General features: G+C 69.4%; 20 protein-coding genes. 8 read left to right on the top strand and 12 right to left on the bottom strand.

Annotated features, from left to right (window positions below; translation table 11 throughout):
- Nucleotides 1-37: 37 nt before the first annotated feature.
- Genes ACYVDG_RS12300 through ACYVDG_RS12290 form a run of 3 tightly spaced genes read left to right on the top strand, consistent with a single transcriptional unit; the run spans nucleotide 38 to nucleotide 3539 of the window.
- Complete coding sequence (locus ACYVDG_RS12300) at nucleotides 38-973, top strand: ABC transporter permease (protein ID WP_460749963.1); 936 nt, start codon at nucleotides 38-40, stop codon at nucleotides 971-973.
- Nucleotides 970-1863, top strand: a complete 894-nt coding sequence (locus ACYVDG_RS12295; protein WP_460749960.1) for an ABC transporter permease — start codon at nucleotides 970-972, stop codon at nucleotides 1861-1863. Before ACYVDG_RS12300 ends, ACYVDG_RS12295 begins: the two co-directional genes overlap by 4 nt.
- Nucleotides 1860-3539, top strand: coding sequence for an ABC transporter ATP-binding protein (locus ACYVDG_RS12290; RefSeq protein WP_460749955.1), 1680 nt, complete (start codon nucleotides 1860-1862; stop codon nucleotides 3537-3539). Before ACYVDG_RS12295 ends, ACYVDG_RS12290 begins: the two co-directional genes overlap by 4 nt.
- 104 nt (nucleotides 3540-3643) lie before the next feature.
- Here ACYVDG_RS12290 and ACYVDG_RS12285 read toward each other — a convergent pair whose 3' ends face one another.
- The 3 genes from ACYVDG_RS12285 to ACYVDG_RS12275 all read right to left on the bottom strand — a co-directional run bounded on the left by ACYVDG_RS12285 (nucleotide 3644) and on the right by ACYVDG_RS12275 (nucleotide 5071).
- Nucleotides 3644-4129 carry a hypothetical protein gene (locus ACYVDG_RS12285; RefSeq protein ID WP_460749950.1) on the bottom strand — a complete coding sequence of 162 codons (486 nt, stop codon included), beginning with the start codon at nucleotides 4127-4129 and terminating at the stop codon, nucleotides 3644-3646.
- A 127-nt stretch (nucleotides 4130-4256) separates the two neighbouring features.
- The gene (locus tag ACYVDG_RS12280; RefSeq protein ID WP_460749945.1) at nucleotides 4257-4814 is read right to left on the bottom strand and encodes a hypothetical protein; all 558 of its coding nucleotides are present in this window, start codon (nucleotides 4812-4814) and stop codon (nucleotides 4257-4259) included.
- Entirely contained in the window at nucleotides 4814-5071 is a 258-nt protein-coding gene (locus ACYVDG_RS12275; RefSeq protein ID WP_460749942.1) for a hypothetical protein, read from the bottom strand. Before ACYVDG_RS12275 ends, ACYVDG_RS12280 begins: the two co-directional genes overlap by 1 nt.
- A gap of 203 nt (nucleotides 5072-5274) precedes the next feature.
- On the opposite strand from ACYVDG_RS12275, the gene ACYVDG_RS12270 reads away from it, so the two are divergent.
- Nucleotides 5275-6123 carry a helix-turn-helix domain-containing protein gene (locus ACYVDG_RS12270; RefSeq protein WP_460749937.1) on the top strand — a complete coding sequence of 283 codons (849 nt, stop codon included), beginning with the start codon at nucleotides 5275-5277 and terminating at the stop codon, nucleotides 6121-6123.
- Between the two features lie 10 nt (nucleotides 6124-6133).
- Complete coding sequence (locus tag ACYVDG_RS12265) at nucleotides 6134-6322, top strand: DUF397 domain-containing protein (protein ID WP_460749934.1); 189 nt, start codon at nucleotides 6134-6136, stop codon at nucleotides 6320-6322.
- A gap of 371 nt (nucleotides 6323-6693) precedes the next feature.
- Here ACYVDG_RS12265 and ACYVDG_RS12260 read toward each other — a convergent pair whose 3' ends face one another.
- Complete coding sequence (locus tag ACYVDG_RS12260) at nucleotides 6694-7923, bottom strand: multidrug effflux MFS transporter (protein ID WP_460749931.1); 1230 nt, start codon at nucleotides 7921-7923, stop codon at nucleotides 6694-6696.
- Nucleotides 7924-8193: 270 nt separating this feature from the next.
- A complete protein-coding gene (locus tag ACYVDG_RS12255) occupies nucleotides 8194-9366 on the bottom strand; it encodes an epoxide hydrolase family protein (RefSeq protein ID WP_460749928.1) in 1173 nt (390 codons plus the stop codon).
- Nucleotides 9367-9468: 102 nt separating this feature from the next.
- On the opposite strand from ACYVDG_RS12255, the gene ACYVDG_RS12250 reads away from it, so the two are divergent.
- A complete protein-coding gene (locus ACYVDG_RS12250; protein ID WP_460749919.1) occupies nucleotides 9469-10044 on the top strand; it encodes a CGNR zinc finger domain-containing protein in 576 nt (191 codons plus the stop codon).
- Nucleotides 10045-10163: 119 nt separating this feature from the next.
- Here the strand turns inward: ACYVDG_RS12250 and ACYVDG_RS12245 are convergent, their stop codons facing one another.
- Nucleotides 10164-11006: a GNAT family N-acetyltransferase gene (locus ACYVDG_RS12245; RefSeq protein ID WP_460749916.1), complete on the bottom strand. Its 843-nt coding sequence runs from the start codon at nucleotides 11004-11006 to the stop codon at nucleotides 10164-10166.
- Nucleotides 11007-11093: 87 nt separating this feature from the next.
- Nucleotides 11094-12791, bottom strand: a complete 1698-nt coding sequence (locus ACYVDG_RS12240) for an alpha/beta hydrolase (RefSeq protein WP_460749913.1) — start codon at nucleotides 12789-12791, stop codon at nucleotides 11094-11096.
- Between the two features lie 143 nt (nucleotides 12792-12934).
- Here ACYVDG_RS12240 and ACYVDG_RS12235 point away from each other — a divergent pair, with 143 nt between their 5' ends.
- Entirely contained in the window at nucleotides 12935-13399 is a 465-nt protein-coding gene (locus ACYVDG_RS12235) for an Lrp/AsnC family transcriptional regulator (RefSeq protein ID WP_460749910.1), read from the top strand.
- Nucleotides 13400-13685: 286 nt separating this feature from the next.
- A complete protein-coding gene (locus ACYVDG_RS12230) occupies nucleotides 13686-15074 on the top strand; it encodes an MFS transporter (protein ID WP_460749905.1) in 1389 nt (462 codons plus the stop codon).
- Nucleotides 15075-15080: 6 nt separating this feature from the next.
- On the opposite strand, the gene ACYVDG_RS12225 is transcribed toward ACYVDG_RS12230, so the two are convergent.
- The 5 genes from ACYVDG_RS12225 to ispG form a co-directional block, all read right to left on the bottom strand.
- Nucleotides 15081-15851: an IclR family transcriptional regulator gene (locus ACYVDG_RS12225; protein ID WP_460749900.1), complete on the bottom strand. Its 771-nt coding sequence runs from the start codon at nucleotides 15849-15851 to the stop codon at nucleotides 15081-15083.
- Nucleotides 15852-16138: 287 nt separating this feature from the next.
- The gene (locus tag ACYVDG_RS12220) at nucleotides 16139-17860 is read right to left on the bottom strand and encodes a flavin monoamine oxidase family protein (protein ID WP_460749895.1); all 1722 of its coding nucleotides are present in this window, start codon (nucleotides 17858-17860) and stop codon (nucleotides 16139-16141) included.
- Nucleotides 17861-17975: 115 nt separating this feature from the next.
- Nucleotides 17976-18779 (bottom strand): carbon-nitrogen hydrolase family protein, encoded by an 804-nt coding sequence (locus ACYVDG_RS12215; RefSeq protein WP_460749892.1) that lies wholly within the window; start codon nucleotides 18777-18779, stop codon nucleotides 17976-17978.
- A gap of 198 nt (nucleotides 18780-18977) precedes the next feature.
- On the bottom strand, nucleotides 18978-20438 hold the full coding sequence (locus tag ACYVDG_RS12210) for an amino acid permease (RefSeq protein WP_460749888.1): 1461 nt from the start codon (nucleotides 20436-20438) through the stop codon (nucleotides 18978-18980).
- A 411-nt stretch (nucleotides 20439-20849) separates the two neighbouring features.
- Nucleotides 20850-22001: a flavodoxin-dependent (E)-4-hydroxy-3-methylbut-2-enyl-diphosphate synthase gene (gene ispG / locus ACYVDG_RS12205; RefSeq protein ID WP_460749883.1), complete on the bottom strand. Its 1152-nt coding sequence runs from the start codon at nucleotides 21999-22001 to the stop codon at nucleotides 20850-20852.
- Nucleotides 22002-22152: the final 151 nt, after the last annotated feature.

Genomic DNA, 22152 nt, shown 5'->3' with positions numbered 1-22152 from the left:
CCGTTCCGAGCCACACGCCCGCTAACGAAAGCTCACCATGACTCGACTCATCGTCGTCCGCCTGTTCTTCGGCGCACTGACGCTCTGGGCGGTGTCCCTCGTGGTCTTCGCGGCCACGCAGGCACTGCCAGGCGACGCGGCCCAGCTCATCCTGGGCCGCGACGCCACCCCGGAGCGCCTGGAAGCACTCCGCAACCAGCTCAGCCTCCACGAACCCGTGGCCGTGCAGTACATGCAGTGGCTCCAAGGGCTCCTCCAGGGCGACCTCGGCACGTCCTTCTCCAACCGGATGCCGGTCGCCGAGTTCCTGGCGGCCCCCGTGCAGAGCTCGCTGACCCTCATGGGCCTGGCCGCCCTGGTCGCCACGCCGATCGCCCTGTTCGTCGGCGCGTTCAGCGCCCTGCGCCGGGACCGCGCCTTCGACCACACGTCCTCCATGGGCACCTTGGTCATCGCCTCCATCCCCGAGTTCGTGGTCGGCATCCTGCTGATCCTGCTGCTCGGCCCGGGTGGACTGGACCTGTTCCCGTCCGTGTACTCGCGTGAGGGCGGTCCCGATCAGTGGGTGCTGCCGGTGCTGACCCTGGCACTCGCCGTGGCCCCGCCAATCGTCCGCATGATGCGGGCGACGATGATCGAGGTCTTGGAGAGCGAATACGTCCAGCAGGCGCGGCTCAAGGGCATGAACGAGCGCACCGTGCTGTGGCGCCACGCCGCGCCCAACGCGATCGGCCCGGTGGCCCAGGTCGTCGCCCTCCAGCTCGCGTGGCTGGCCGGCGGTGTGGTCGCCATCGAGTTCCTGTTCAACTTCCCCGGTGTCGGCAAGGTCCTCATGGACGCCATCGAGAACCGCGACGTGCCGCTGATCCAGGCCGTGGTTCTGCTCATCGCGGGGATCTACATCCTGGTCAACCTGATCGCTGACGTGATCGGGCTGGCGGCCAACCCGAAGGTGAGGGTCGCGAACCGATGAGTGGACCTTCGACGAGCACCGCCTCCGCGGCCTCCGCGTCCTCGGCGCGCCGCCGCCCGGGGCTCTTCCGAACCGCGTGGCGGTTCGGCCGCACCAAGGTCGGTGTGGTCCTGACCGGCCTCATCGTCCTGATCGCCGTGCTGGGCCCGTTCGTGGCTCCGTACACCGTGACCGAGTTCGTCACCAAGCCGTTCGAGACGGGCGTCGACGGGACGATGTTCGGCGGTGACAACCGCGGCCGCGACGTACTGACCCGTTTCCTGTGGGGCGGTTGGACGCTGCTCCTGCTGGCCGGTGCCGCCGCCGCGATCGGTGTGGGCGCCGGGACGGTCGTCGGCATCATCGCCGGCTACCGCCGCGGCTGGGTGGACGACGTCCTCATGCGGACCAACGACGTCCTGCTGGCCTTCCCCCAGCTCATCGCCGCACTGCTGGTGATGTCGATCATCGGCCCGCGTGCGTGGCTGATCGTCGCGGTCATCGCGGTCTCGCACATGCCCCGTGTGGCGCGCGTGATCCGCGAGGCCACCCGCAAGGTGATCGAGCAGGACTACGTCAAGGCGGCCGAGGCGATCGGCCTGCCGCGCTGGCGGATCATGACGGTGGAGATCCTGCCGAACGTGACCAGCCCGCTCCTGGTGGAGCTGGGTCTGCGCCTGACCTACTCCATCGGTGTGGTGGCCGTGCTGGGCTTCCTCGGTATGGGTCTGCAGCCGCCGACGGCGGACTGGGGCCTGATGATCAACGAGAACCGGCAGGGCATGTCCGTGCAGCCTTGGGCGGTGGCACTGCCCGTGACCGCGATCGCGGTGCTGACCGTCGGCGCCAACCTCATCACCGACGGGCTTTCCCGTGCGGCGATCGGTATCGACCGGGGGGTCGAGAAGTGACGGAGAACGAGAACCCGGAGCAGAAGAACCCGGAACACGGGAACGGCCAGCACGGCGAGGCCGTACTCGAAGTCGACGGGCTCACCGTGATCGGGCGCCCCTCGGACGTCGAGATCATCAGTGACGTGTCGATCACGGTGAAGCGGGGTGAGATCCTCGGTCTCGTGGGAGAGTCCGGATCGGGGAAGACCACCCTGGGGCTGTCGCTCCTGGCGCACTGCAAGCGGGCCACGGAGATCACCGGCGGCGAGGTCCGGGTCGGCGGCCGGGACCTGGCCGGGCTGTCCGAGCAGGGAGTCCGGGATCTGCGCGGCCGCGCGGTGGCCTACATCCCCCAGTCCCCGGCCTCCGCGCTCAACCCGGCGCTGCGCTTGCGCACCCAGCTGAGCGAGGCCCTGCACGACCCGGAGCTGTCGGACGAGGACGTCACCGCGCGGGTGCGCGAGGTGCTGCGCGAGGTGGCGCTGCCCGACGACGACGCCTTCCTGCGCCGCTACCCGCACCAGCTGTCCGGCGGGCAGCAGCAGCGGGTGGCGATCGCGATGGCGTTCGTGGGCCGGCCCCACGTGATCGTGCTCGACGAGCCGACCACCGGCTTGGACGTGACCACACAGGCGCACGTGCTGGAAACCATCCGGGGGATGACCCGCGACTACGGGACCGCCGGGGTGTACATCAGCCACGACATGGCCGTGGTCGCCGACCTGGCCGACGACATCGCGGTGATGTACCGGGGCGATGTCGTCGAGCGCGGGCGCGCCTCCGAGGTGCTGGCCAACCCACAGCACTCGTACACGCGCCAGCTGCTGATGGCCGTTCCGCTGCTGCGGACGTCCGGGCACGAGGAGCCCGCTCCGGAGGAGGACGCGCCCCTGCTGCGCGTCTCCGGTCTGGCCGCCGGGTACGGGCGCACTCAGGTGCTGGAGGGGATCGACATTTCGGTCTCCCGTGGCGAGTGCGTGGCCCTGCTGGGCGAGTCGGGTTCGGGCAAGACGACCCTGTCGCGCGCGGTGGCGGGTCTGCACCACCAGTTCACCGGCGAGATCAGCTTCGACGGTGACGCTCTCGCCACCAGCAGCTACCGGCGTACGGCGGAGCAGCGCCGACGGGTGCAGTACGTGTTCCAGAACCCGTACGAGGCGCTGAACCCGCGCAAGCGGGTGCGGGAGCAGATCCTGGGCCCGTACCGGCACCTCGTGGGCAAGCCCAAGGACCCGGACGCGGTGGTGGCCGAGGCCCTGGAACAGGCCGCCCTGCCCGCTTCCTACGCCGACCGCTTCCCCGAACAGCTCAGCGGGGGCGAGCGCCAGCGCGTGTGCATCGCGCGTGCGGTGGCCACCGGCCCCGACCTGATGGTGTGCGACGAGATCACGTCGGCGCTGGACGTGTCGGTGCAGGCGGAGATCGTGAAGCTACTGCGCGGGCTCCAGGACCGGGGCATGGCCCTGCTGTTCGTCACCCACAACATCGCGCTGGTGTCGAACATCGCGGAGCGGGTGGCGATCCTGAACAAGGGCGAGATCGTCGAGTACGGCCCCGTCGGTCAGGTGATGTCGTCGCCCCAGCACGAGTACACGCGCGCGCTGATCGCCGACACCCCGGACTTCGAGCTGTCCTTCCCCGGCGCCCCCGAGCGCCTGGGTATGGCTGCGGAGGGTGAAACCGCCGAGAACTAGTCAGCCGGTTTCGGTCGGCGCCGGCCGGTGCCGAAACGAACGGCCGGTACCCGAAGGGGCGGGACGCGCGCGTCCCGCCTCTTTCGTGTCGTCCGGGTGGGTGGTTAGAGCGGGAGTCCGCCGGTTTGTAGGGCGGCCTCTGCTATCGCTTCCATCGCCTGGTTCCCCGAGAGCAGAGCCGTGCTCAGGGCCAGGGCTGGCCAGGCCCACCACCGGCGCGGGGCCCGGTGGCGGCCCCGGGAAGCGGAGGGGAACTCCGGAGAGGGTCCGGGCGGGGGTCCGGGCGGGGGTCCGGCGGCCTCCCGGGCCTGTTCGGCTTCCCGCTCGGCTTGTTCCCGCCGCTGGCGGGCGACCGTCACCCAGTGGGGGACGGCGCCGTGTTCGAGCATGTAGGCCACCCGGGGGTTGTCCTGCATCTGTCGCAGCAGCCGTTCCCGGCGGGCCTCGTGCGATTCGGGCCGGGCCTGCGCGGGACGAGGGTCCGTAGGGCGGGGTTCCGTCCGGAGGGCGGAGCCGGGGCGGGAGAAGCGGTGGCCCCGGGGCGCGTTCAGCACTGGTCGCAGCCGGGTGTCGGTTGTGGTGGTGGCCATGCCTTGCCTTCCGTTGCACAGCGCCGTCGGGGTGGGGCGGTGCTGGAGTACTAGGTCTGGGGGCTGCGCGCCCGCCGGGTCCGGGAAGAGTGCTGGGTGCCTCGGCGGGCGTGCGGGGTTGGCGGGTTCAGGCGGTGGGTGGCTTCGGGCCGCCGGGCTTCTTGGGGTTGATGCCCAGGTGGCGGTGGGCGAGCAGGCGCAGGAGCTGGGTGCGGGTGGGTGCGGTGATCCGCTCGAAGGGGTCGCCCTGGCCCGACCAGCCGAAGGGGCGCCGACCCACGTAGACCTCGTTGGGCGGTTGGCCCTCGACGGTCATGGTCCAGTGCCGGTAGAGCAGCGAGCACAGGACGTGCTCGGGGATGGGCAGCTCGCTCTCGGAGGTTGCGCTCTTGTGCATGGGAAGGCGCAGGCGCGCCCCGTCACTCCCATTCCCGGTTGCCTTGGCTGTGCGGGGCGGCGGGATGGTGCAGGCGGGGTGGTCGGCGACGGCCTGGTCGATGAGCTGGGTGGCCAGCTCGCTATCCCCCTCGTCGCGGGCGATGCGCAGGGCGTCCCGGATGAGCGGGAGCCGGTTGCGCAGGGTGTGGGCGTGCCACTCGGAGAGCTGTTGCGGGGCCAGGTGCGCGGGGGCGCGGAGGGCGTCTTCGGCGGCAGTGAGCAGGTCTGCGGTGCAGGTGTCGAGCATCAGAGCGCCACCCCCGGCTGGCGCAATCCCACCAGGACCGTGTGGAGGACATCGAGGGGTGCGGCGTCCAGGGGGCGCCGGGGCCCGGGGACCTGCGGCTGCCGGGGCGAACTAGGCGGCCGACCCTCGGCCTGGGTTCGGGGAGTAGCGGCGTAGGTGCGCACGCGCCCCGCGTTACGGGGGCGACGGCAGCTCAGCAGCTCAGCGGCTCGGTGGCGCACGTAGGCCAGCTCGGACAGGTTCAGGTATCGCGGCATAGCGCGGCTCCTGGTGCTCGGATGCCGGATGGGAGGCCCGGCGTGAGAATGAGTAGCTTTAGAAAATCATGAAATACTCATGGTTTTAATATATTCAGAATTTAGAGTCCACATGGTGTGAGGATTTCATCCTGTCTGTATATGGATGCCCGAATCGTCGACCAGCCGTAACATCCTGAGAGACACCACCCAGGAGAGAGCCCATGCCTGACCCATCACGCCCGAGCGTCCGCAGGCGACGTCTCTCGGAAGAGCTTCGCCGCTACCGGATCGCGGCGGGCATGACTCTGGACGATGCGGCAGCCGCTACCGAATGGAGCGTCGGCAAGGTCTCGAACATCGAGACCGGTGTCCGGCTTCGCCCCAGCGTGGTCGAGGTGCGGGCCTTGCTCGACGTCTACAAGGTGACCGACATCCAGCGTCGAGAGGCCCTATTCGCGATCACCCGCCAGGCAGGAAAGAAGGGATGGTGGACGAAGTACAGCGACGTCTTTCCAGACGAGTTCCCGGTACTGGAGTCCGACGCCACCGCGATCAGCACCTATGAACCGATGATCATCCCGGGGCTCCTACAGACGTCGGGCTACGTAGAACTTCTGACGCGCTCGGGGAATCTGGTCCGAGACCCGGTCGACATCCTGCGCGTGGTCGATGCGCGACGCCGTCGACAGGAGATCCTCGCCAGTGCGGACGGGCCGGACTTGTGGGCTGTGATCGACGCAGGGGCTGTTGAGCGGTTGCGCGCTACACCTGAGGTGTGCCGTGAACAGGTAGGCCACCTAGCCGATGTGGCGGACAACGGCGTTGGCATCACAGTCCAGGTTGTCCCGTTTAGTGCGGGAATCCACGCTGGCGCTAAGGGCAGCTTCGTCCTGATGGACTTCGCCGCCGCGGACCCTGTGGTGTACCTCGAAATGGACCAGGATGGCCTCTTCTTGGAGGAATCAGACGAAATCACTCGCTACCGAAACCTTTTCAACCACCTCGTGAGCAGGTCACTCAACGTCGATGAGAGCGTCGCCTACCTGCGCGAGATAGCCAAAGCACCCTGAGAGAGCTCCCGTGAACCGCATTCCCAACCTCGACACCCTCAACTTCCGCACGTCCAGCTACAGCGACCGAAGCAACTGCGTCGCCTTCGCCGACGTTCCCGGGGGTGCTGTGGTCTGCGACTCCAAGCATCCTGAGCGCGGCTACCTGCCGTTCCCCGGGCCGGAGTGGGTCGCATTGCTGCGCACCACGCGATCGTAGGACACAAAGGAAGGGAGCCCCCCACACCAGCGAGGGCTCCCTTTACTCATTCCCGCGAACACTGTCTTGGTCGGTGGCTAGATGGCTAGAGCGGATAGTTGGTGGCTAGAGCAGAAGTCCGCAGGCCCGGACGGCTGCCGCCGCGACATCCCGAACAGGGACCTCGGGCACCTCGTTCTCGAGTCCTCCCCCTGGCACCACTTCCTGCGGGCCCTCACCTGCTGATCCCCTCAAGGCCGGGGCCCTCCGGGTTTTGGGCAGCACTGTGCCGGGCGGACCTTGAGATCCCCCTATACGAGGGGATCACGTGCGAACCCCCGGTGCCATGCGGCACCTTCCGGGCTGTGGACAACTCGGATCTCGGGGCCGGGTCAGGGACGGGGATCGGATTCAGGAACGGCAGACCTGGCGGGCGGGCGCGTCATCGTCACCATGACCAGCAGCCCGAGCGCCGAACTACCGAACAGCAACAGCCCCATCGGCACAGCGGTGGACTCGTCCAGACCCACCAAGGGCGCGACCAGAGCGCCCACGAACATCGGCAGCGCGCCCAGCAGCGAGCTCGCGCTCCCCGCCCGGTTCTCCTGGCCCTCCATCGCCAGCGCGAAGGAACCGGTCAGGATCGCCCCCATGCAGGTCATGTACACGAAGATCGGCACGACCAGCAGCACCAGCGGACCCTGCAGGAATGCCGTGGCGAGCACCACCGAGGTGGCCGCCACCGCAGTGAACACCGCGACACGGAGCAGGGGACGCTCGCCGAACCGCTCGCTGAGCCGCCCCACCGCAGCACTGCCCAGGATGATCGCGAGACCGTTGACGCCGAACAGGAAACCGAAGACCTGCGGGGACACCCCGTACAGGTCCTGGTACACGAACGGGGTCCCGGCGACGTAGGCGAAACTCCCGCCGTGCAGCAGCCCCACGATGAGCGTGTACCCCAGGTACCGGCGGTCCCGCAGCAGCACCCCCATCGTGTGCAGGCTGCTGCCGAGGGTGCTGGGGATCCGCCGTTCCATCGGCAGGGTCTCCGGCAGCCGCAGCGCGACGATGCCGGCGATGAGGGCACCGAGCAGCGCCAGCGTCCAGAAGATGCTCCGCCAGTCGGTGAAGGGCAGCCACAGGACCCCGCCGCCGATGATCGGGGCCACCATGGGCGCCACCGCGACCACGACCATGATCAGGGCGAAGAACCGGGTGAGGGCGGCGCCGTCGAAGACGTCGCGCACCACCGCTCGGGAGAGCACCACGCCCGCGCTCGCGGTGAACCCCTGGAGGAACCGGCCCAGCACCAGCATCGCCGTGTTGGGTGCGAGGGCGCACAGCGCCGAGGCCAGTACGAACAGGGCGATGCAGACCAGGAGCGGGCCGCGCCTGCCCCGGGAGTCGCTGATCGGGCCGATCACCACCTGGCCGACGGCGAGCCCGACCAGGCAGGCGGTGAGGCTGAGCTGCACCTGCGAGGCGTTGGCCCCGAGGTCATCGGAGATCTCGGGAAAGGCCGGGAGGTACATATCGATGTTGAGCGGGCCCAACACCGTCAGCATGGCGAGCAGGAGGGCCAGACCCAGGCGGTCACGCCCGGTCGGGTTGCGGAGCATGGGGCCCCTCTCGGGCACGAGCGAACGGGGAGAGGTGGGATGACTGTGTCCACGTTACCGAGAAGGGCCCCGGAGCGCCCCGGGTGCACGGCGAATGTGACACGGACTCGTCAGGAACAGCCCTCCAGACGTCTGGGTCCGCTCCTCTCCCTCGCGCTTGTACGGCACCGGTGGACCGGGGCCGGTTGGGCGTGCGGGTCGTGCGGGTGTCCGGTCGAACCGCCCCGGGAAAGGCGCGGGCTCATTCCGCGCCCCGGCACCCGGTCGCGTTCACCGATGAGCGGCCAGCACTGCCGCGAGGCCTTCCCGCAGGTCCTCGACGAAATACTCGGGCATCTCCAGCGACGGGAAGTGCCCCCCGGTTTCGGGCGACCTCCATCGGACGATCTGTCGGTACCGCTCCTGTGCCCAGGGGCGCGGGCTCTTCTCGATGTCGTGGGGATACATGGTGATCGCTGACGGGACGTCGACCCGGAGTTCGGGGTCGAGCGAGTTGTGGCTTTCGTAGTAGATGCGGGCCGCCGATGCGCCGCTCCGCGTCAGCCAGTACAGGGTGACGTTGTCCAGAACCCTGTCCATGGACACCGTCTCGCACGGGCTGTCCTCGGTGTCCGTCCACTCGGCGAACTTGTCGAGGATCCAGGCGAGAAGCCCGACCGGTGAATCGACGAGCGCGTAGCCGGTGGTCTGCGGACGGGTCGCCTGCTGCTTCGCGTACGCCGCGCGGTGGAGCCAGAAATCGCGGGTTCCCTCGGTCCACTTGCGTTCGGCCTCCGTCAGCCCGCCCGTCGACAACCCGGGCGGTGCCTGCGCGACCGTTGTGTGGATGCCGAGAACGTGCTCCGGGAACCTGCCGCCGAGAATCGTCGTGACGACACCTCCCCAGTCGCCGCCGTGGGCTGCGAACTGCCTGTAGCCGAGCCTTCCCATCAGCTCCACCCATGCGGCCGCGATCTTTTCGGTTCCCCACCCGGTGGTGGTCGGCTTGTCGCTGTAACCGAAGCCCGGGAGCGAGGGAACCACGACGTGGAATGCCGGCGCGTCCGTGTCTTTCGGTTCTGCCAGTTCGTCCACCACGTCGACGAACTCGGCGATACTGCCCGGCCAGCCGTGCGTCACGATCAGCGGCGTGGCATCTGCGCGAGCGGACCGGCGGTGCAGGAAGTGGATGCCCAGGTCATCGATGGTCGTGCGGAACTGGCCGATCCGGTTGAGGCGCTCTTCGAACGGCCGCCAGTCGTACCCGGTGCGCCAGTAGTCCACGACATCGACGAGGTCGGCGAGGGGAACGCCCTGCTCCCATCGGCGTGGGCCGGGTGCGGCGCCATAGACCGTCTCGGCTTCCGGCAGCCGCGCCGCGACCAGCCGTGCGCGCAGATCGTCGAGGTCGGCGTCGGTTGCGTGGGCTTCGAATGCTTGTACGTCGCTGGTTGGGCGGGGCATGAGACCTCCTGGCCGTCGCAGAACCGGTTGCGTGTTTCGCGAACCAGCTGAGACGGTTCTAACACCCCGACTCGTCAATCTGCAACCAGCTAAGGTGGTTCCATGTCTGCACAGTTCCCTGACTTCCGCCCCGGCACCGAGCTGACGACCAGCTTCACGGCGACACTGACGGAGCGCCGCGGCGACGCCCTGGAGCGCATTCCCACGCCGCAGCGACTCGTCGACTGGCTCGAGGTGAACGGGCTCGCCGTAGACTCCTGCACCACCGAACAGCTGGAACGCGCCCGGGAACTGCGGGAAGCAATCCACGCCGCCGCGACAGCGGCCGCGAACCAGGACCCTCTCCCAGCGTCCGCTGTCCAGACCATCAATGAGTTCAGCGTTCAGGGGCGGTCCGCGGCCGTTCTGACGCCCGAGGGAAAACAGCGATGGCGGCTCGGCCCGACCCCCCGCGTAGAAGACGCCCTCAGCGTCGTCGCCGCCGACGCGGTCAGCATCATCGCGGGCGAACGGGACGGAAAACTGGCCCTGTGCGCATCGCCCACCTGCCGGGCCGCGTTCTTCGACACCAGTCAGAGCCGCACCCGCAAATGGTGTGACATGAACACGTGCGGGAACCGTCAGAAAAAAGCGCGCTTCAATGCCAACCAGCGCAAGAACACGGGAAAAGCGCAGTAACCGTTATCCCCGGCGCATCAAGGCCGCCCCGCGCTTCAACCGGCACGCGGAAAGCGCCGGGGCCGGGACAGTCTCCCCGTCCGGCCTTCAACCCGTGCGGAGCGCGCCTGGAAGTGCTCTCAGAAGAGCACCGACATGACCTCGCCCACCTGCCGGAAGCCGACTCTTCGGTAGGTGGCGCGGGCCGGTGTGTTGAAGTCGTTGACGTACAACGTGACCCTGGGTGCGATCTCGGCCAGCGCGTAGTTGACCACGGCGGCCATGCCCGCGCTGGAGTGGCCCTGGCCGCGCAGGTCCGGGTGGACCCACACCCCTTGGACCTGGCAGGCGTGCTTGGTCACGGCGCCGATCTCCGCCTTGAACACCACCCGGCCGTCCTCGATCCGCGCGAACGCCCGACCGGTGCGGACCAGTTCCTCGACGCGGGCGCGGTACAGGGCGCCGCCGTCGCCCGAGTCCGGCGGGACGCCGACCTCCTCGGTGAACATGGCCACGCAGGCGGGTACCAGGGTGTTGATCTCGGCGAGCCGCACCCGGCGCACGTGCGGGTCCGCGGGCACGGAGGGCGGTCCGTCGATCTCCAGGACCGGCTGGCTCTCCCGGATCACGCGGGCCTCGCCCCAGGCCGGGGTGACCTGCTGCCAGAAGTCGCTGACCGCCTCCACCGGGCCGACGATCGACGAGCACCGGCGACCGCGCCAGCGGGCGTGGTCGGCGAAGCTGCGCACGGCAGCCGGACCGGCGTTGACCGGAACGAGGTTGGCTCCCGAGTAGCACAGGGCGGTCAACCTGCCGCGCTCGACATGGCCCCAGACTTCGGCTCCTACACCGCCACCGGAGATACCGGTGCTCATCAGACGCGAGGCCACGAAGACGTTGCCCACGGGGTCGGAGTCCAGAAGTACTTGGACGGCCTCCCGGTCGCGTTCTCCCACAATCCGAACCGGCGAGGTCCGCAGCATCGCATCTCCCCCATCTACCCGGTCACCGTGTCCGGCGGGATACCGGATCGGCCCTCGGGCCCACGACGAATTCGCGCCGGTTCCAGCCTATTCGACCGTCTGGCCGGACTCACCTGGGTGTTCGGTGCCGATTGGACCAAATCCTGCCAGCGGCGCGTGAGGGGCGGTCTGTGCGGTGCGCGGATCGGGGGCGGGCCGGGCATCGCAGGTCAGGTCCGGCCCCTCGGCCCCGCGCTCGGGGAGGGTTCCGTCCTGGAGGTAGTCGACGACGGTCTCGTCGACGCAGGTGTTTCCGGTGAGCGCGACACCGTGCGTGATGCCGCCCTCCTCGATCACCAGAGAGGCTCCGGGCAACCGGTCGCGGAGGGCGTAGGAGCCCTCCACGGGGGTGGCGCCGTCACCGGTGGCGTGCACGACGAGGACGTCGCCGTCGTAGGCGGGGTGATCGCCTGGACCGTCACCGACCTGGAACCAGGTGTCGGACTTCCCCTGCCAGGAGGCGCAGGGCGCGTTGTACCAGATGTTGTGCCACCCCATGAAGGGTGCATCCTCGTGCACCTCCTGGGCGTTGGCGCGCCACGACTGTCGGTCGTCGGGCCAGACGGTGTCAGTGCACTGCACCGCGAGATAGCCGCCGTAGGCGGGGGCGTCCTCGGCGTGGTCTCCGTGGGCCTCGTGCAGGTCGAGGAGCGGGGCGGGGTCGTCGTCGTTGATCTGGGCGGACAGGGCGTCAGCCACCGCGGGCCAGGCCTGGCCGCTGTAGGCGACGACGATGACGGCCCCTTCCAGCTCTGTGGGGCCGACCGTGTCCCCGACGGGGTGGTCGCGGACCTCGGCGCGCAAGCCGTAGTAGGCGTCCGCGACGGCTCCGCCGTCGGCCCCCAGGCCGTAGGTGTCGTCGTGGCGGGCGACCCAGTCGAAGAAGTTGCCGGCGGCGCGGTCCAGGGCGCGGCTCTGCACGAGGTTGCTCTCGTACCAGGGGTTGTCAGGGTTGACGACGCTGTCCAGGACCATGGCCCGCACGCTGTCCGGGTAGCGGGAGGCGTAGACGGTCCCGAGGTAGCTGCCGTAGGAGTAGCCCAGGTAGTCGACCTGTTCGAGGTCGAGGGCGACCCGGATGGCGTCCATGTCGTGCGCGGAGTCCTCGGTGCGCATGTGGTCCAGCAGCGGACCGGCGTCCTCCGCGCAGGCTTCGGCGTAGGCCTCGGCGTCGGCGTGCAGGGCCTCCTCCTCGGCCGCGTCGGCTGGAACGGTGTCCTTGCGGACGGGTGCGAAGAAGTCGGGATCGCAGCTGATCGCCGGTTCCGAGGCGCCCATGCCGCGGGGGTCGAAGGCGACCACGTCGTAGGTCTCGCGGAGCTCCTCGGGCATCCGGTGGTGGGTGTGCGCGGCCCACAGGCGACCGGCGCTGCCGGGACCGCCGGGGTTGACCAGCAGAGTGTGCTCGGCGGTCCCGGTGGCGGGGACGCGGGAGAGCGCGATCTCGACCGTTTCGTCCGGGTCTCCGTCCGGGCCCGTGGTGCGCTCGCCGTCGGCGGTGCGTGCCATGGGGACGGTGACGGTGGCGCACTCGAGGTCCTCGCCGTCGACCGGGTCGAGGTCCGTACAGGGCTGCCAGCCCAGGGCCTTCTGGTCGATGCGGTCGGCCTGGTCGATGTCGGCGGCCTGGCCACCAGGCCCGGCGGACTGAACCGTGTCGGCGGACACGGGTGGAGCAGCCACGAGGGAGGCGAGGAGGATCCCGGCGGAGACAGCCGCCCGCTGTGTGCCGGTTCGTGCTCGCACTCGTTGACCCCCGATGTCGACTACATACCCTCATGCATTCTTACCGCTACCCAGAGTGACGCAAGCAAACGACACGGGACCCATGTGAGCACTCCGGCGGTAACATGTGCCCTGGTCGGATCAGACACAGACAAAGGGGCACAATGCGGCTGGATCGCGTCGATGAGCGGATCATCGCGATACTCGGCGCGGACGCGCGGATGAGCTTCGCCGAGATCGGCGGCGAGGTCGGCCTGAGCCCGTCCGCCGTCAAGCGCCGGGTGGACCGCCTCGTCGAGTCAGGCGCCGTACGCGGCTTCACCGTGGTCGTCGAACCGCAGGCCATCGGCTGGACGACGGAGGCCTTCATCGAGCTCTACTGCCGTGCGCGCACCTCCCCCGGGGAGATCCGCAAGGGCCTGTCGGGCTACGCAGAGGTCACCTCGGCGTGCACGGTCACCGGTGAAGCCGACGCCATCGTGCAGATCCGCGCCCGCGACACCCAGCACCTCGAAGAGGTCATCGAGCGCATCGGCGCCGAGTCCTTCGTCGTGCGCACCAAGAGCACCCTGGTGCTGTCGCGCCTGGTCGACCAGCCCGTCCTGGCCGGAACCGCCGACCTGACCTAGACCCGGCGGAAACGCCCCAGCCGGGCCCCGCCGGCCAGAACCCCTGCGAGAGCCCGTGCCGTCCAGCCCCAGCCCGAGGCCGTCCGGTCCGGATCCACCCGGGTGACTGGCGGCGCCCGGTGGCCGCACTCACGTCGAGGGAACCGAGGCAGCCGGACCAGGACCCGGCCGCCGGGGGGTCAACGCGAAATGCCTTTCACTGGGTGAAAAGGTATGTTGCGCCCCACACGAGCACCCATGACCATGTGGTGCGATTCACATCCCCGCCCCGGAGGGTTCGTCCCAGATGGCTGCTCAGCTGCGAGAGCGCATCGACGCCAGCGCGATGACCCGGTTCCAGTGGGGGACGGTCATCATCTGCGTCGCCCTGAACGTCTCGGACGGATTCGACGTCCTCGTCATGGCCTTCACCGCCAATGCCGTCGCCGCCGACTGGGGGCTCTCCGGCGCCCAGGTCGGCTTCCTCCTCAGCGCGGGGCTGTTCGGCATGGCTGCCGGATCCATCCTGCTGGCGCCACTCGGCGACTTCATCGGACGCCGCAACCTCACCCTGCTCAGCCTGGTCATCGCCGCGGTCGGCATGCTGCTGTCATCCGTCGCCCAGGACGCGGCCCAGCTGGGGCTCCTTCGCATCCTCACCGGCGTGGGCATCGGCGCCATGCTCGCTTCGGCGAACGTGATCGCCAGCGAGTCCGCCAACCAGCGCTGGCGTGGACTGGCGGTCAGCCTCAACTCTGCCGGGTTCGCGGTGGGCGCGACCGCGGGCGGTGTCCTCTCCGTACTGCTGATCGACCAGTTCGGCTGGCGTTCGGTCTTCCTCGCGGGCGGGCTGATGACAGTGGTCCTCATCCCCATCGTCCTGGTCCGGCTTCCCGAGTCCCTGGACCACCTGCTCTCGAAGCGCCCCGCGAACGCCCTCGAGCGGGTCAACGCGCTGATGCGCAGGATCGGCCAGCCCGCGCTGGAGGCCCTGCCCCCGGTGACCGCTCAGGACACGAAGCCCAAGGGCCAGGTGCGCCAACTGCTCACGCCGGAGACCGTGCGCTCGACGCTCTTGGTGTGGGTGGCGTTCTTCATGGTGATGTACGGCTTCTACTTCGTGACCTCCTGGACACCGACACTGCTGGTGGAGGCGGGCCTCTCCGCCAACGAGGGCATCACCGGGGGCACGCTCCTCAACGTCGGCGGGATCTTCGGCGCCGCGATCCTGGGTGTGGCCGCAGCCCGCTTCGCCCTGAAGCACGTCCTCGTGGTGTACACGATCCTGGCTGCGGTCCTGTTGGTGGCGTTCGTGCCCACCACCGGTGTCCTGGCACTGGCGTTCGCCCTCGGCGGTGCCATCGGCCTGTTCAGCAACGGATGCGTGGCGGGCCTGTACGCGATCACGCCCTCGCTGTACACCGCCTCCGTGCGTTCGACCGGCGTCGGCTGGGCGATCGGGGTGGGCCGGCTCGGCGCGATCCTGGCCCCGCTCATCACCGGCGCGCTCCTGGACGCCGGGTGGTCCTCCGGCCAGCTCTACGCGGTCACCGCCGGTGTGTTCGTCCTCGGCGGGATCGCCGTGGCCTTCCTGCGCGGCAGCGGTGCGCGCCTGGCCTCCACAGATCCCGACACGGCCGGTCAGGCGCCAGGGACAGCACACGGCGAAGGCCCGTCAGGGGACCGCCGAGGCTAGCTGGGACTAGGAGTCGCCGGCCGAAGCGGTGCTCAGTGCCCGGGAGATCCCCCGGGCGGCCTCCTGCACCAGGGGCGCCAGGGCACGGGGACGTGCGTCGTCGAGCCGCACCACCAAGGAGACGGCGGCGACGACGGAGCCGCCGGAGCCGAACACGGGCGCCGCGACGGACAGCGCGTCGGTGGTCACCTGGCCCTCGCTGACCGCGTAGCCCTTCTGGCGCACCTCCGCCAGCCTCAGGCGCAGGTCTACGGGGTCGGTCACCGTCCTCGGGGTGTAAGCGCGCAGCGGCGACGACAGGATCTCCTCCTGTACGTCGGCGGGCGCGTACGCGAGCAGCACCATGCCGACGCCGGTGGGGTGCAGGTCGAACCGGCCGCCGACCCGGGTCAGGACCGGGACGGCGTCCCGCCCGCCGATCCGCTCGACGAAGACGAGTTCGCTGCCCTCCCTGACCGCGAGCTGCACGTTCTCCCGGGTCACCTCGTACAGGTCATCCAGGAAGGGCCTGGCCGCCTCTCGGAGGCCCAGGCCGCGAGGGGCCAGGGAGGCCACCTCCCACAGGCGCAGACCGATCCGGTAGCGGCCGTCCGCTCCGCGTTCCAGCGCACCCCACTCGACGAGCTCGGAGACGCGGCGGTGCGCGGTGGGCAGGGAGATCCTGGCCTGCCGGGCCAACTCGGTCAGGTTGAGTTCGGGCGTGTCGGGTGTGAAGGCGCCCAACAGCGCCAGCACCTTGCTCGTGACCGACCTTCTTCCGTCCACCGCGTTCGCCATCGTCGTCCTCAGGGTTCGAGCACGGGCCGGGGCCGTACTGGCCCTGGGCGCAACGGCCACGACCGTGTCGCACAGCTCCCGTTCCTCGTCGGCGGGAAGGCGTACCCGTGGCCGAGCGCCTCTCCGAACACGGAGACTCGCAGGTACCACGGGTACCTTCCCTGCCTGAGGACAGTACACGGACGCCGCATCCTCCACAGCCCCGTGGGTCGAGGCCACGGAGGGACTCGGAGGGGCCATGGTTCAGCGCGGTCCGAGCGCCGGGTCAGCGGTCCGTTCGCCGGGGGTCAGTCGTCCGGGAGGGTGACCGGGGCGAGCTCGTCGAAGAGGTCACCGGGACCGGGGTTGGTCGGGTCGGTCTCGCCGCCGAAGTGGTGCATGACGCCCCACACCGCGTTCAGGGCGGTCTGGACGGCGCCTTCGGCCCAGCCCGCCGTCCAGGACACGTCGTCGCCGGCGAGGAACAGGCCCCGGTGGCGCTCGGCCAGGTCCTCCTGGTGGAAGTGCGTGAACAGGCGCCGCTGGTAGCGGTAGTGGCCTGGCAGGTTGGCCTTGAACGCGCCCATGAAGTACGGCTCGTCCTCCCACGAGACGGTAACCGGGTCACCGGTGATGTGGGAGCGGATGTCGACGTTCGGGTAGATCTTGCCGAGCGACGCGAGCATGACCTCCATGCGCTCGTTGGCCGACAGCGGCAGCCACTTGAGCGAGTCGTCGCACCAGGTGTACGACATGCAGATCGCCGCGGGGCCGTCCGGGTCCTCGCCCTCTAGCAGGTAGGTACCCCGGGTCATGCGGTCGGTGAGCGTCATGCTCATGACGTCCCTGCCGGTCTCCGGGTCCTTGTCGCGCCAGAAGGCGCGGTCCACCGGTACGAACAGCTTCGAGGACTCCATGTAGTGGGTGCGCTCGATCGCCGTCCAGTGGTCGATCGGCAGCAGGTCGTCGTCGCAGTCGATCTTGGACAGCATCATCCACGACTGCGCCGTGAACACCGCGGAGGGGTAGGTCCGGGTGGAACCGGAGGCGTCGGTGACCGTGATGTTGCCCGCCGGGGAGCCCTTGGCGGACGTGCGGCGCAGGGCGGTGACCGCCGGGCGGGCCTCGCCGCCGTGCAGCGAGGACAAAGACGTGCCCTGGGCCCAGTGCACGAGCTTGTCCGGTGCGTCCTCCCAGAGGCGCAGCGGGAGCTGGTCGACGCCTCCGACGATGCCCATGTGGTCGTCGTCCGCCCCGGTGTAGGTGACCCGCAGGATCTCCAGGATGGAGTTGGGGAAGTCGGTGTCCCAGCCGCCCGTGCCGAAGCCCACCTGTCCGAAGATCTCCCGGTTGCGGAAGGAGGAGAAGCCCGGGGACTCGCACAGGAAGCCGTAGAAGGTCTGGTTGTCCAGCTTCTCGACCAGCCGGTTCCAGATCTCCTTCTGCGCGGCCACGTCGCGTTCCCGGATCGCGGTCTGCATCCGGGTGTGGTCGACGCTCTCCAGCGTGCGGTCCCAGGCCTCCGCCACATCGCGGTAGACGTCGGGCAGATCGTCCAGGTGCGTCGCGTAGTGCGACTCGCCCTTGAGGTCGACGACGGTGCTCGGGGTGGCTCCGGAGAGCGGGTTCGGGAAGGCGTTGGTACGCAGGCCCATCCGGTCCGCGTAGTGCCAGAAGGCGGTGGACGACGGCGGGAAGCGCATCGCGCCCATTTCGGCGACCACGTCTTCGGGGCAGCCCGGCAGGCGCTCGGTGCGCAGGCGCCCGCCGATCCGGTCCGCTTCGTACACGACCGGCCGCAGACCCATCTTCATGAGCTCGTAGGCGGCGACGATGCCGGACAGGCCGCCGCCGATGACCGCGACCTCGGCGCCGTGGTGCTCGGCGGGCACCTGGCCCAGCCCGGCCGGGGAGGCCAGGAAGGAGTCGTAGGCGAACGGGAAGTCGGGCCCTGACATGGTCAGGGGACGGTCGTCCGCCGAGGCGTTGGCGGGAGCGTTACCGGCGGCCGTGGGCACGGCAGACGTCATGAGGCCCTCCTTCACTGGGCACGGGGATGGTGGGTAAGCAGCGTTTTCGCTGGGTGTTCGCGGTCTTCCCGGGGTGGCGGTCGTCCCGGGGCACGGGCCGGGTGTTCGGTGCCGGTCAGTTCAGCGGGGCGGAGTACAGATCCGGGCGGCGGTCCCCCAGGTAGGAGAGCTCGGACCGGGTCTCCTCGGCGGCCGCGGGGTCGACGTCGCCGACCAACAGGGCTTCGGTGGGACCGGCCCGCAGCAGTTCGGTGCCGTCGGGCCCCACGAGGGCGCTCAGCCCGACGTAGTCGAGATCGCCCTCGGTGTCGCAGCGGTTCACGTAGGCGAGGTGGATCTGGTTCTCCATTGCCCGGGCCGGAGCGAGGAGGGTGGCCACCGAGGTGTTGGGGCCCATCAGGGCGGTGGGCACGACGAGGAACGTGGTCCCGGCCAGCGCGTGCGCGCGCACCGCCTCAGGGAACTCCACGTCGTAGCAGATCAGGAAGCCGAGCCGGTGGCCCCCGATGTCGGCCTGGACGACCAGCTCGCTTCCGGGGCTGAAGAGGTCCCGGTCCAGGCCGCCGTACAGGTGGGCCTTGCGGTACAGCGCCTGGGAGGACCCCGTGGCGTCCACGAGCTGCACCGCGTTGTACACGTTCCCGTCCGCGCGCTCGGCGAAGCCGTAGACGATCGCCAAGCCGGTGTCGGCGGCGATCCGGGACACCGCGTCGAAGAGCGGCCCGTCCGCGGGCTCAGCCAGCCGGTCGACCTCGGGACCGATGTTGTACCCGGTCAGCGACATCTCCGGGCTGACCAGGAGGGCGGCCCCGTGGGCCGCTGCCACTCGGGCCCGGTCCCGGAGCCGGTCGAGGGCGTCGGCGGTGTCGCCGCTGCGTCCCGTGCCCTGGTCGAGGGCCACGCGCAGTGGTGTGGGCATCGCTCTTCACCCCCGGTGTGTCGTCGCTGTTCGGCCGCGTCCACTCTAGGTGGACACCCGCGTGGAAACTGTGCGCCGGGCGTGCACTCTGTTGCGACTTCCCGCCGAACGGCAACGTTCTGTTGCGCACAATCTCCTGTTCGCGACCCGACCCACCGGCTCGGGCTTGGCGCGGTGGGTCGGGACGGGGCGGAAGCGCTAGGAACGGACCTCGAAGGCGGGTTCGGTCTCGAGGGCGGAGCGGCGCATGCCGTAACCGAAGTAGATGGCCAGGCCCAGCGCGAGCCAGACACCGAAGGCCACCCAGACGCTCAACGACATGCTGAACATCAGGTAGGCACAGGCCAGGACGCCGAGGACCGGGGTGACCGGGGCGCCGGGCATCCGGAAGGCGCGCTTGAGGTCGGGGCGGCGCTTGCGCAGGACCAGGACGGCCACGTTGACCAGGGCGAAGGCGAAGAGCGTGCCGATCGCGGTGGCGTCGGCGAGCGGGCCGAGCGGGATGAGCGACGCCAGGAAGGCGATGAACAGCGACGTGATAACGGTGTTGGCGCGCGGGGTGCCCTTGGCGTCGACCTTGGAGAAGGCCTTGGGGATGAGCCCGTCCCGGGACATCGCGAAGAGGATGCGGGTCTGGCTGTAGAGCACGACCAGGACGACGCTGGCCAGGGCGAGCACGGCGCCGGCCGCGAAGACGACCGCCCAGATCGGCGTTCCGGTGACCATGGTCAGGATTCCGGCGAGGGAGGTCTCCCCCTCGGCGAACTCCGTCCAGTTGAGTGCGCCGACCGCGCTGAAGGCCACCAGGCAGTAGATCGCGGTGACCACGATCATCGAGAACATGATGGCGCGCGGCAGGTCCCGCTGCGGGTTCTTGGCCTCCTCGCTCGCGGTGGAGGCGGAGTCGAAGCCGATGTAGGAGAAGAACAGGGTGGCGCCGGCTGCCGAGACACCGGCCATGCCCATCGGCATGAACGGGGCGAAGTTGCCGTCCTGCACGGCGGTGATCGCGATGGCCACGAACATCACCAGGACGGCGACCTTGATGACCACCATGACGGCGTTGACGCGGGTGCTCTCGCGGACCCCGGCGAGCAGGGCGAACATCGACAGCAGGACAACGATGGCGGCGGGCACGTTGATCAGGCCGCCCTCCATGGGGCCGACCAGGAACTCGACGGGCAGCGCCAGCCCGGTGGTCAGGTACAGGAGCTCGTTGATGTACTGGCCCCAGCCGACGCCGACCGCGGCAACGGAGACTCCGTAGGTGAGCATCAGGCACCAGCCGCACACCCAGGCCATGAACTCGCCCATGGTGGCGTAGCTGTAGGAGTAAGCCGAACCGGAAGCAGGGATCATCCCGGCCATCTCGGCGTAGGCGAGGGCGGAGAAGAGCGCGGTCACGCCGGCCAGGACGAACGCCAGGATGACGGCGGGGCCGGCGACCGGGACGGCCTCGCCGAGGACCACGAAGATGCCGGTGCCCAGAGTGGCGCCGATACCGATCATGGACAGCTGCCAGAAGCCCATGGTGCGGCGCAGCCCGTTTCCGCTCTCGGTCTCCGCCACCAGCTTCTCGACGGGCTTGCGCCGACTCAGGCGCTGCCCGAGCGTGGGCACACCCGTGCTCTCGGGCACGCGGGTCTTCTGGTCCACCACGAAATGACTCCTCGACGTTCTGCGGGACTGAGACACAAGTTCGGCGCCGTCTCGAACCAACGGCGCCCCAAATGTGCCCTAGGCAACGTTAATGGTGTTGCCTGAGTAACATGACCCACATACGTTGCGTTTGTCTGACTTCTCCGGCGCAATCATGCGTCTGCGCGCAAGAAAACGCACGCAAGAGTGACACATGCCATATGACCTGACTCTCCGTGATGACGCCCGCTTGACCTGCAACATTGGGCGACCTGAGCGCAGCGTTAGATGTAAGCGCCCCGAGCCCCGACCTGTTCCGCCCGCACACTGTTCTCCAGCACACGGTCTCGGCCACGCGCTGTTCCACCCACGCAAAGGGGGGAGCACGGCGTTCGCCGTGCTCCCCCCAGGAAGCGGTGTGGTGCGGGCCGGTCAGGCGACGGACACGCTGGGCTCGCCCTCGGCCCCGCTCTCGCCCATCTCCTCCGCGATGCGCATGGCCTCCTCGATGAGGGTCTCCACGATCTTGGACTCGGGCACCGTCTTGATGACCTCGCCCTTGACGAAGATCTGGCCCTTGCCGTTGCCGGAGGCCACACCGAGGTCGGCGTCACGGGCCTCACCCGGGCCGTTGACGACGCAGCCCATGACGGCCACGCGCAGCGGCACCTCCATGCCCTCGAGCCCCGCGGTGACCTCCTCGGCGAGCGTGTACACGTCCACCTGGGCGCGGCCGCAGCTCGGGCAGGACACGATCTCCAGGCCGCGCTCGCGCAGGCCCATGGACTCGAGGATCTGCGCACCGACCTTGACCTCTTCGGCCGGCGGGGCCGACAGGGAGACGCGGATGGTGTCGCCGATCCCCTCCGACAGCAGCGCGCCGAAGGCCACGGAGGACTTGATGGTGCCCTGGAAAGCCGGGCCGGCCTCGGTGACACCCAGGTGCAGCGGGTAGTCGCACGACTCGGACAGGAGCCGGTAGGCGTTGACCATCACGACCGGGTCGTTGTGCTTGACCGAGATCTTGATGTCGCGGAAACCGTGCTCCTCGAACAGCGAGCACTCCCAGAGGGCGGACTCCACCAGCGCCTCGGGGGTGGCTTTGCCGTGCTTCTCCAGCAGGCGCTTGTCGAGCGAACCGGCGTTGACCCCGATCCTGATCGGGGTGCCCGCGTCGCCGGCCGCCTTGGCGATCTCGGCGACCTTGTCGTCGAACTTCTTGATGTTGCCCGGGTTGACGCGCACGGCGGCACAGCCCGCCTCGATCGCGGCGAACACGTACTTGGGCTGGAAGTGGATGTCGGCGATCACCGGGATCTGCGACTTCTTCGCGATCACCGGCAGCGCCTCGGCGTCATCGTTGGTGGGAACGGCCACCCGGACGATCTGACAGCCGGAGGCGGTCAGCTCGGCGATCTGCTGGAGCGTCGCGTTGATGTCGGCGGTGCGGGTGGTGGTCATCGACTGCACGGACACCGGGGCGTCCCCACCGACGGGAACGTTCCCGACCATGATCTTCCGCGTCGTGCGCCGGGTCGCCATCGGGCGCGGCGGAGTTGCGGGGATACCGAGATCGATGGTCACGCTTGATTCACCTCGTCTACCGCCGGAGGGGGGCGGCACTTGTGGTCGTCCGGTTCGTGAGGAAGGGCGCCCGGAACAGCGCCCGGAGCCGCGTTCGGGTGCACCATCGCAGCGGCCTCGGCCTCGGCGCCGTTCCCGGAACGCGACCCCA

The sequence above is a fragment of the Nocardiopsis oceani genome, from assembly GCF_054777395.1.
The sequence above is the reverse complement of the archived record's forward strand: the minus strand, read 5'-3'. Positions and strand labels throughout refer to the sequence as shown.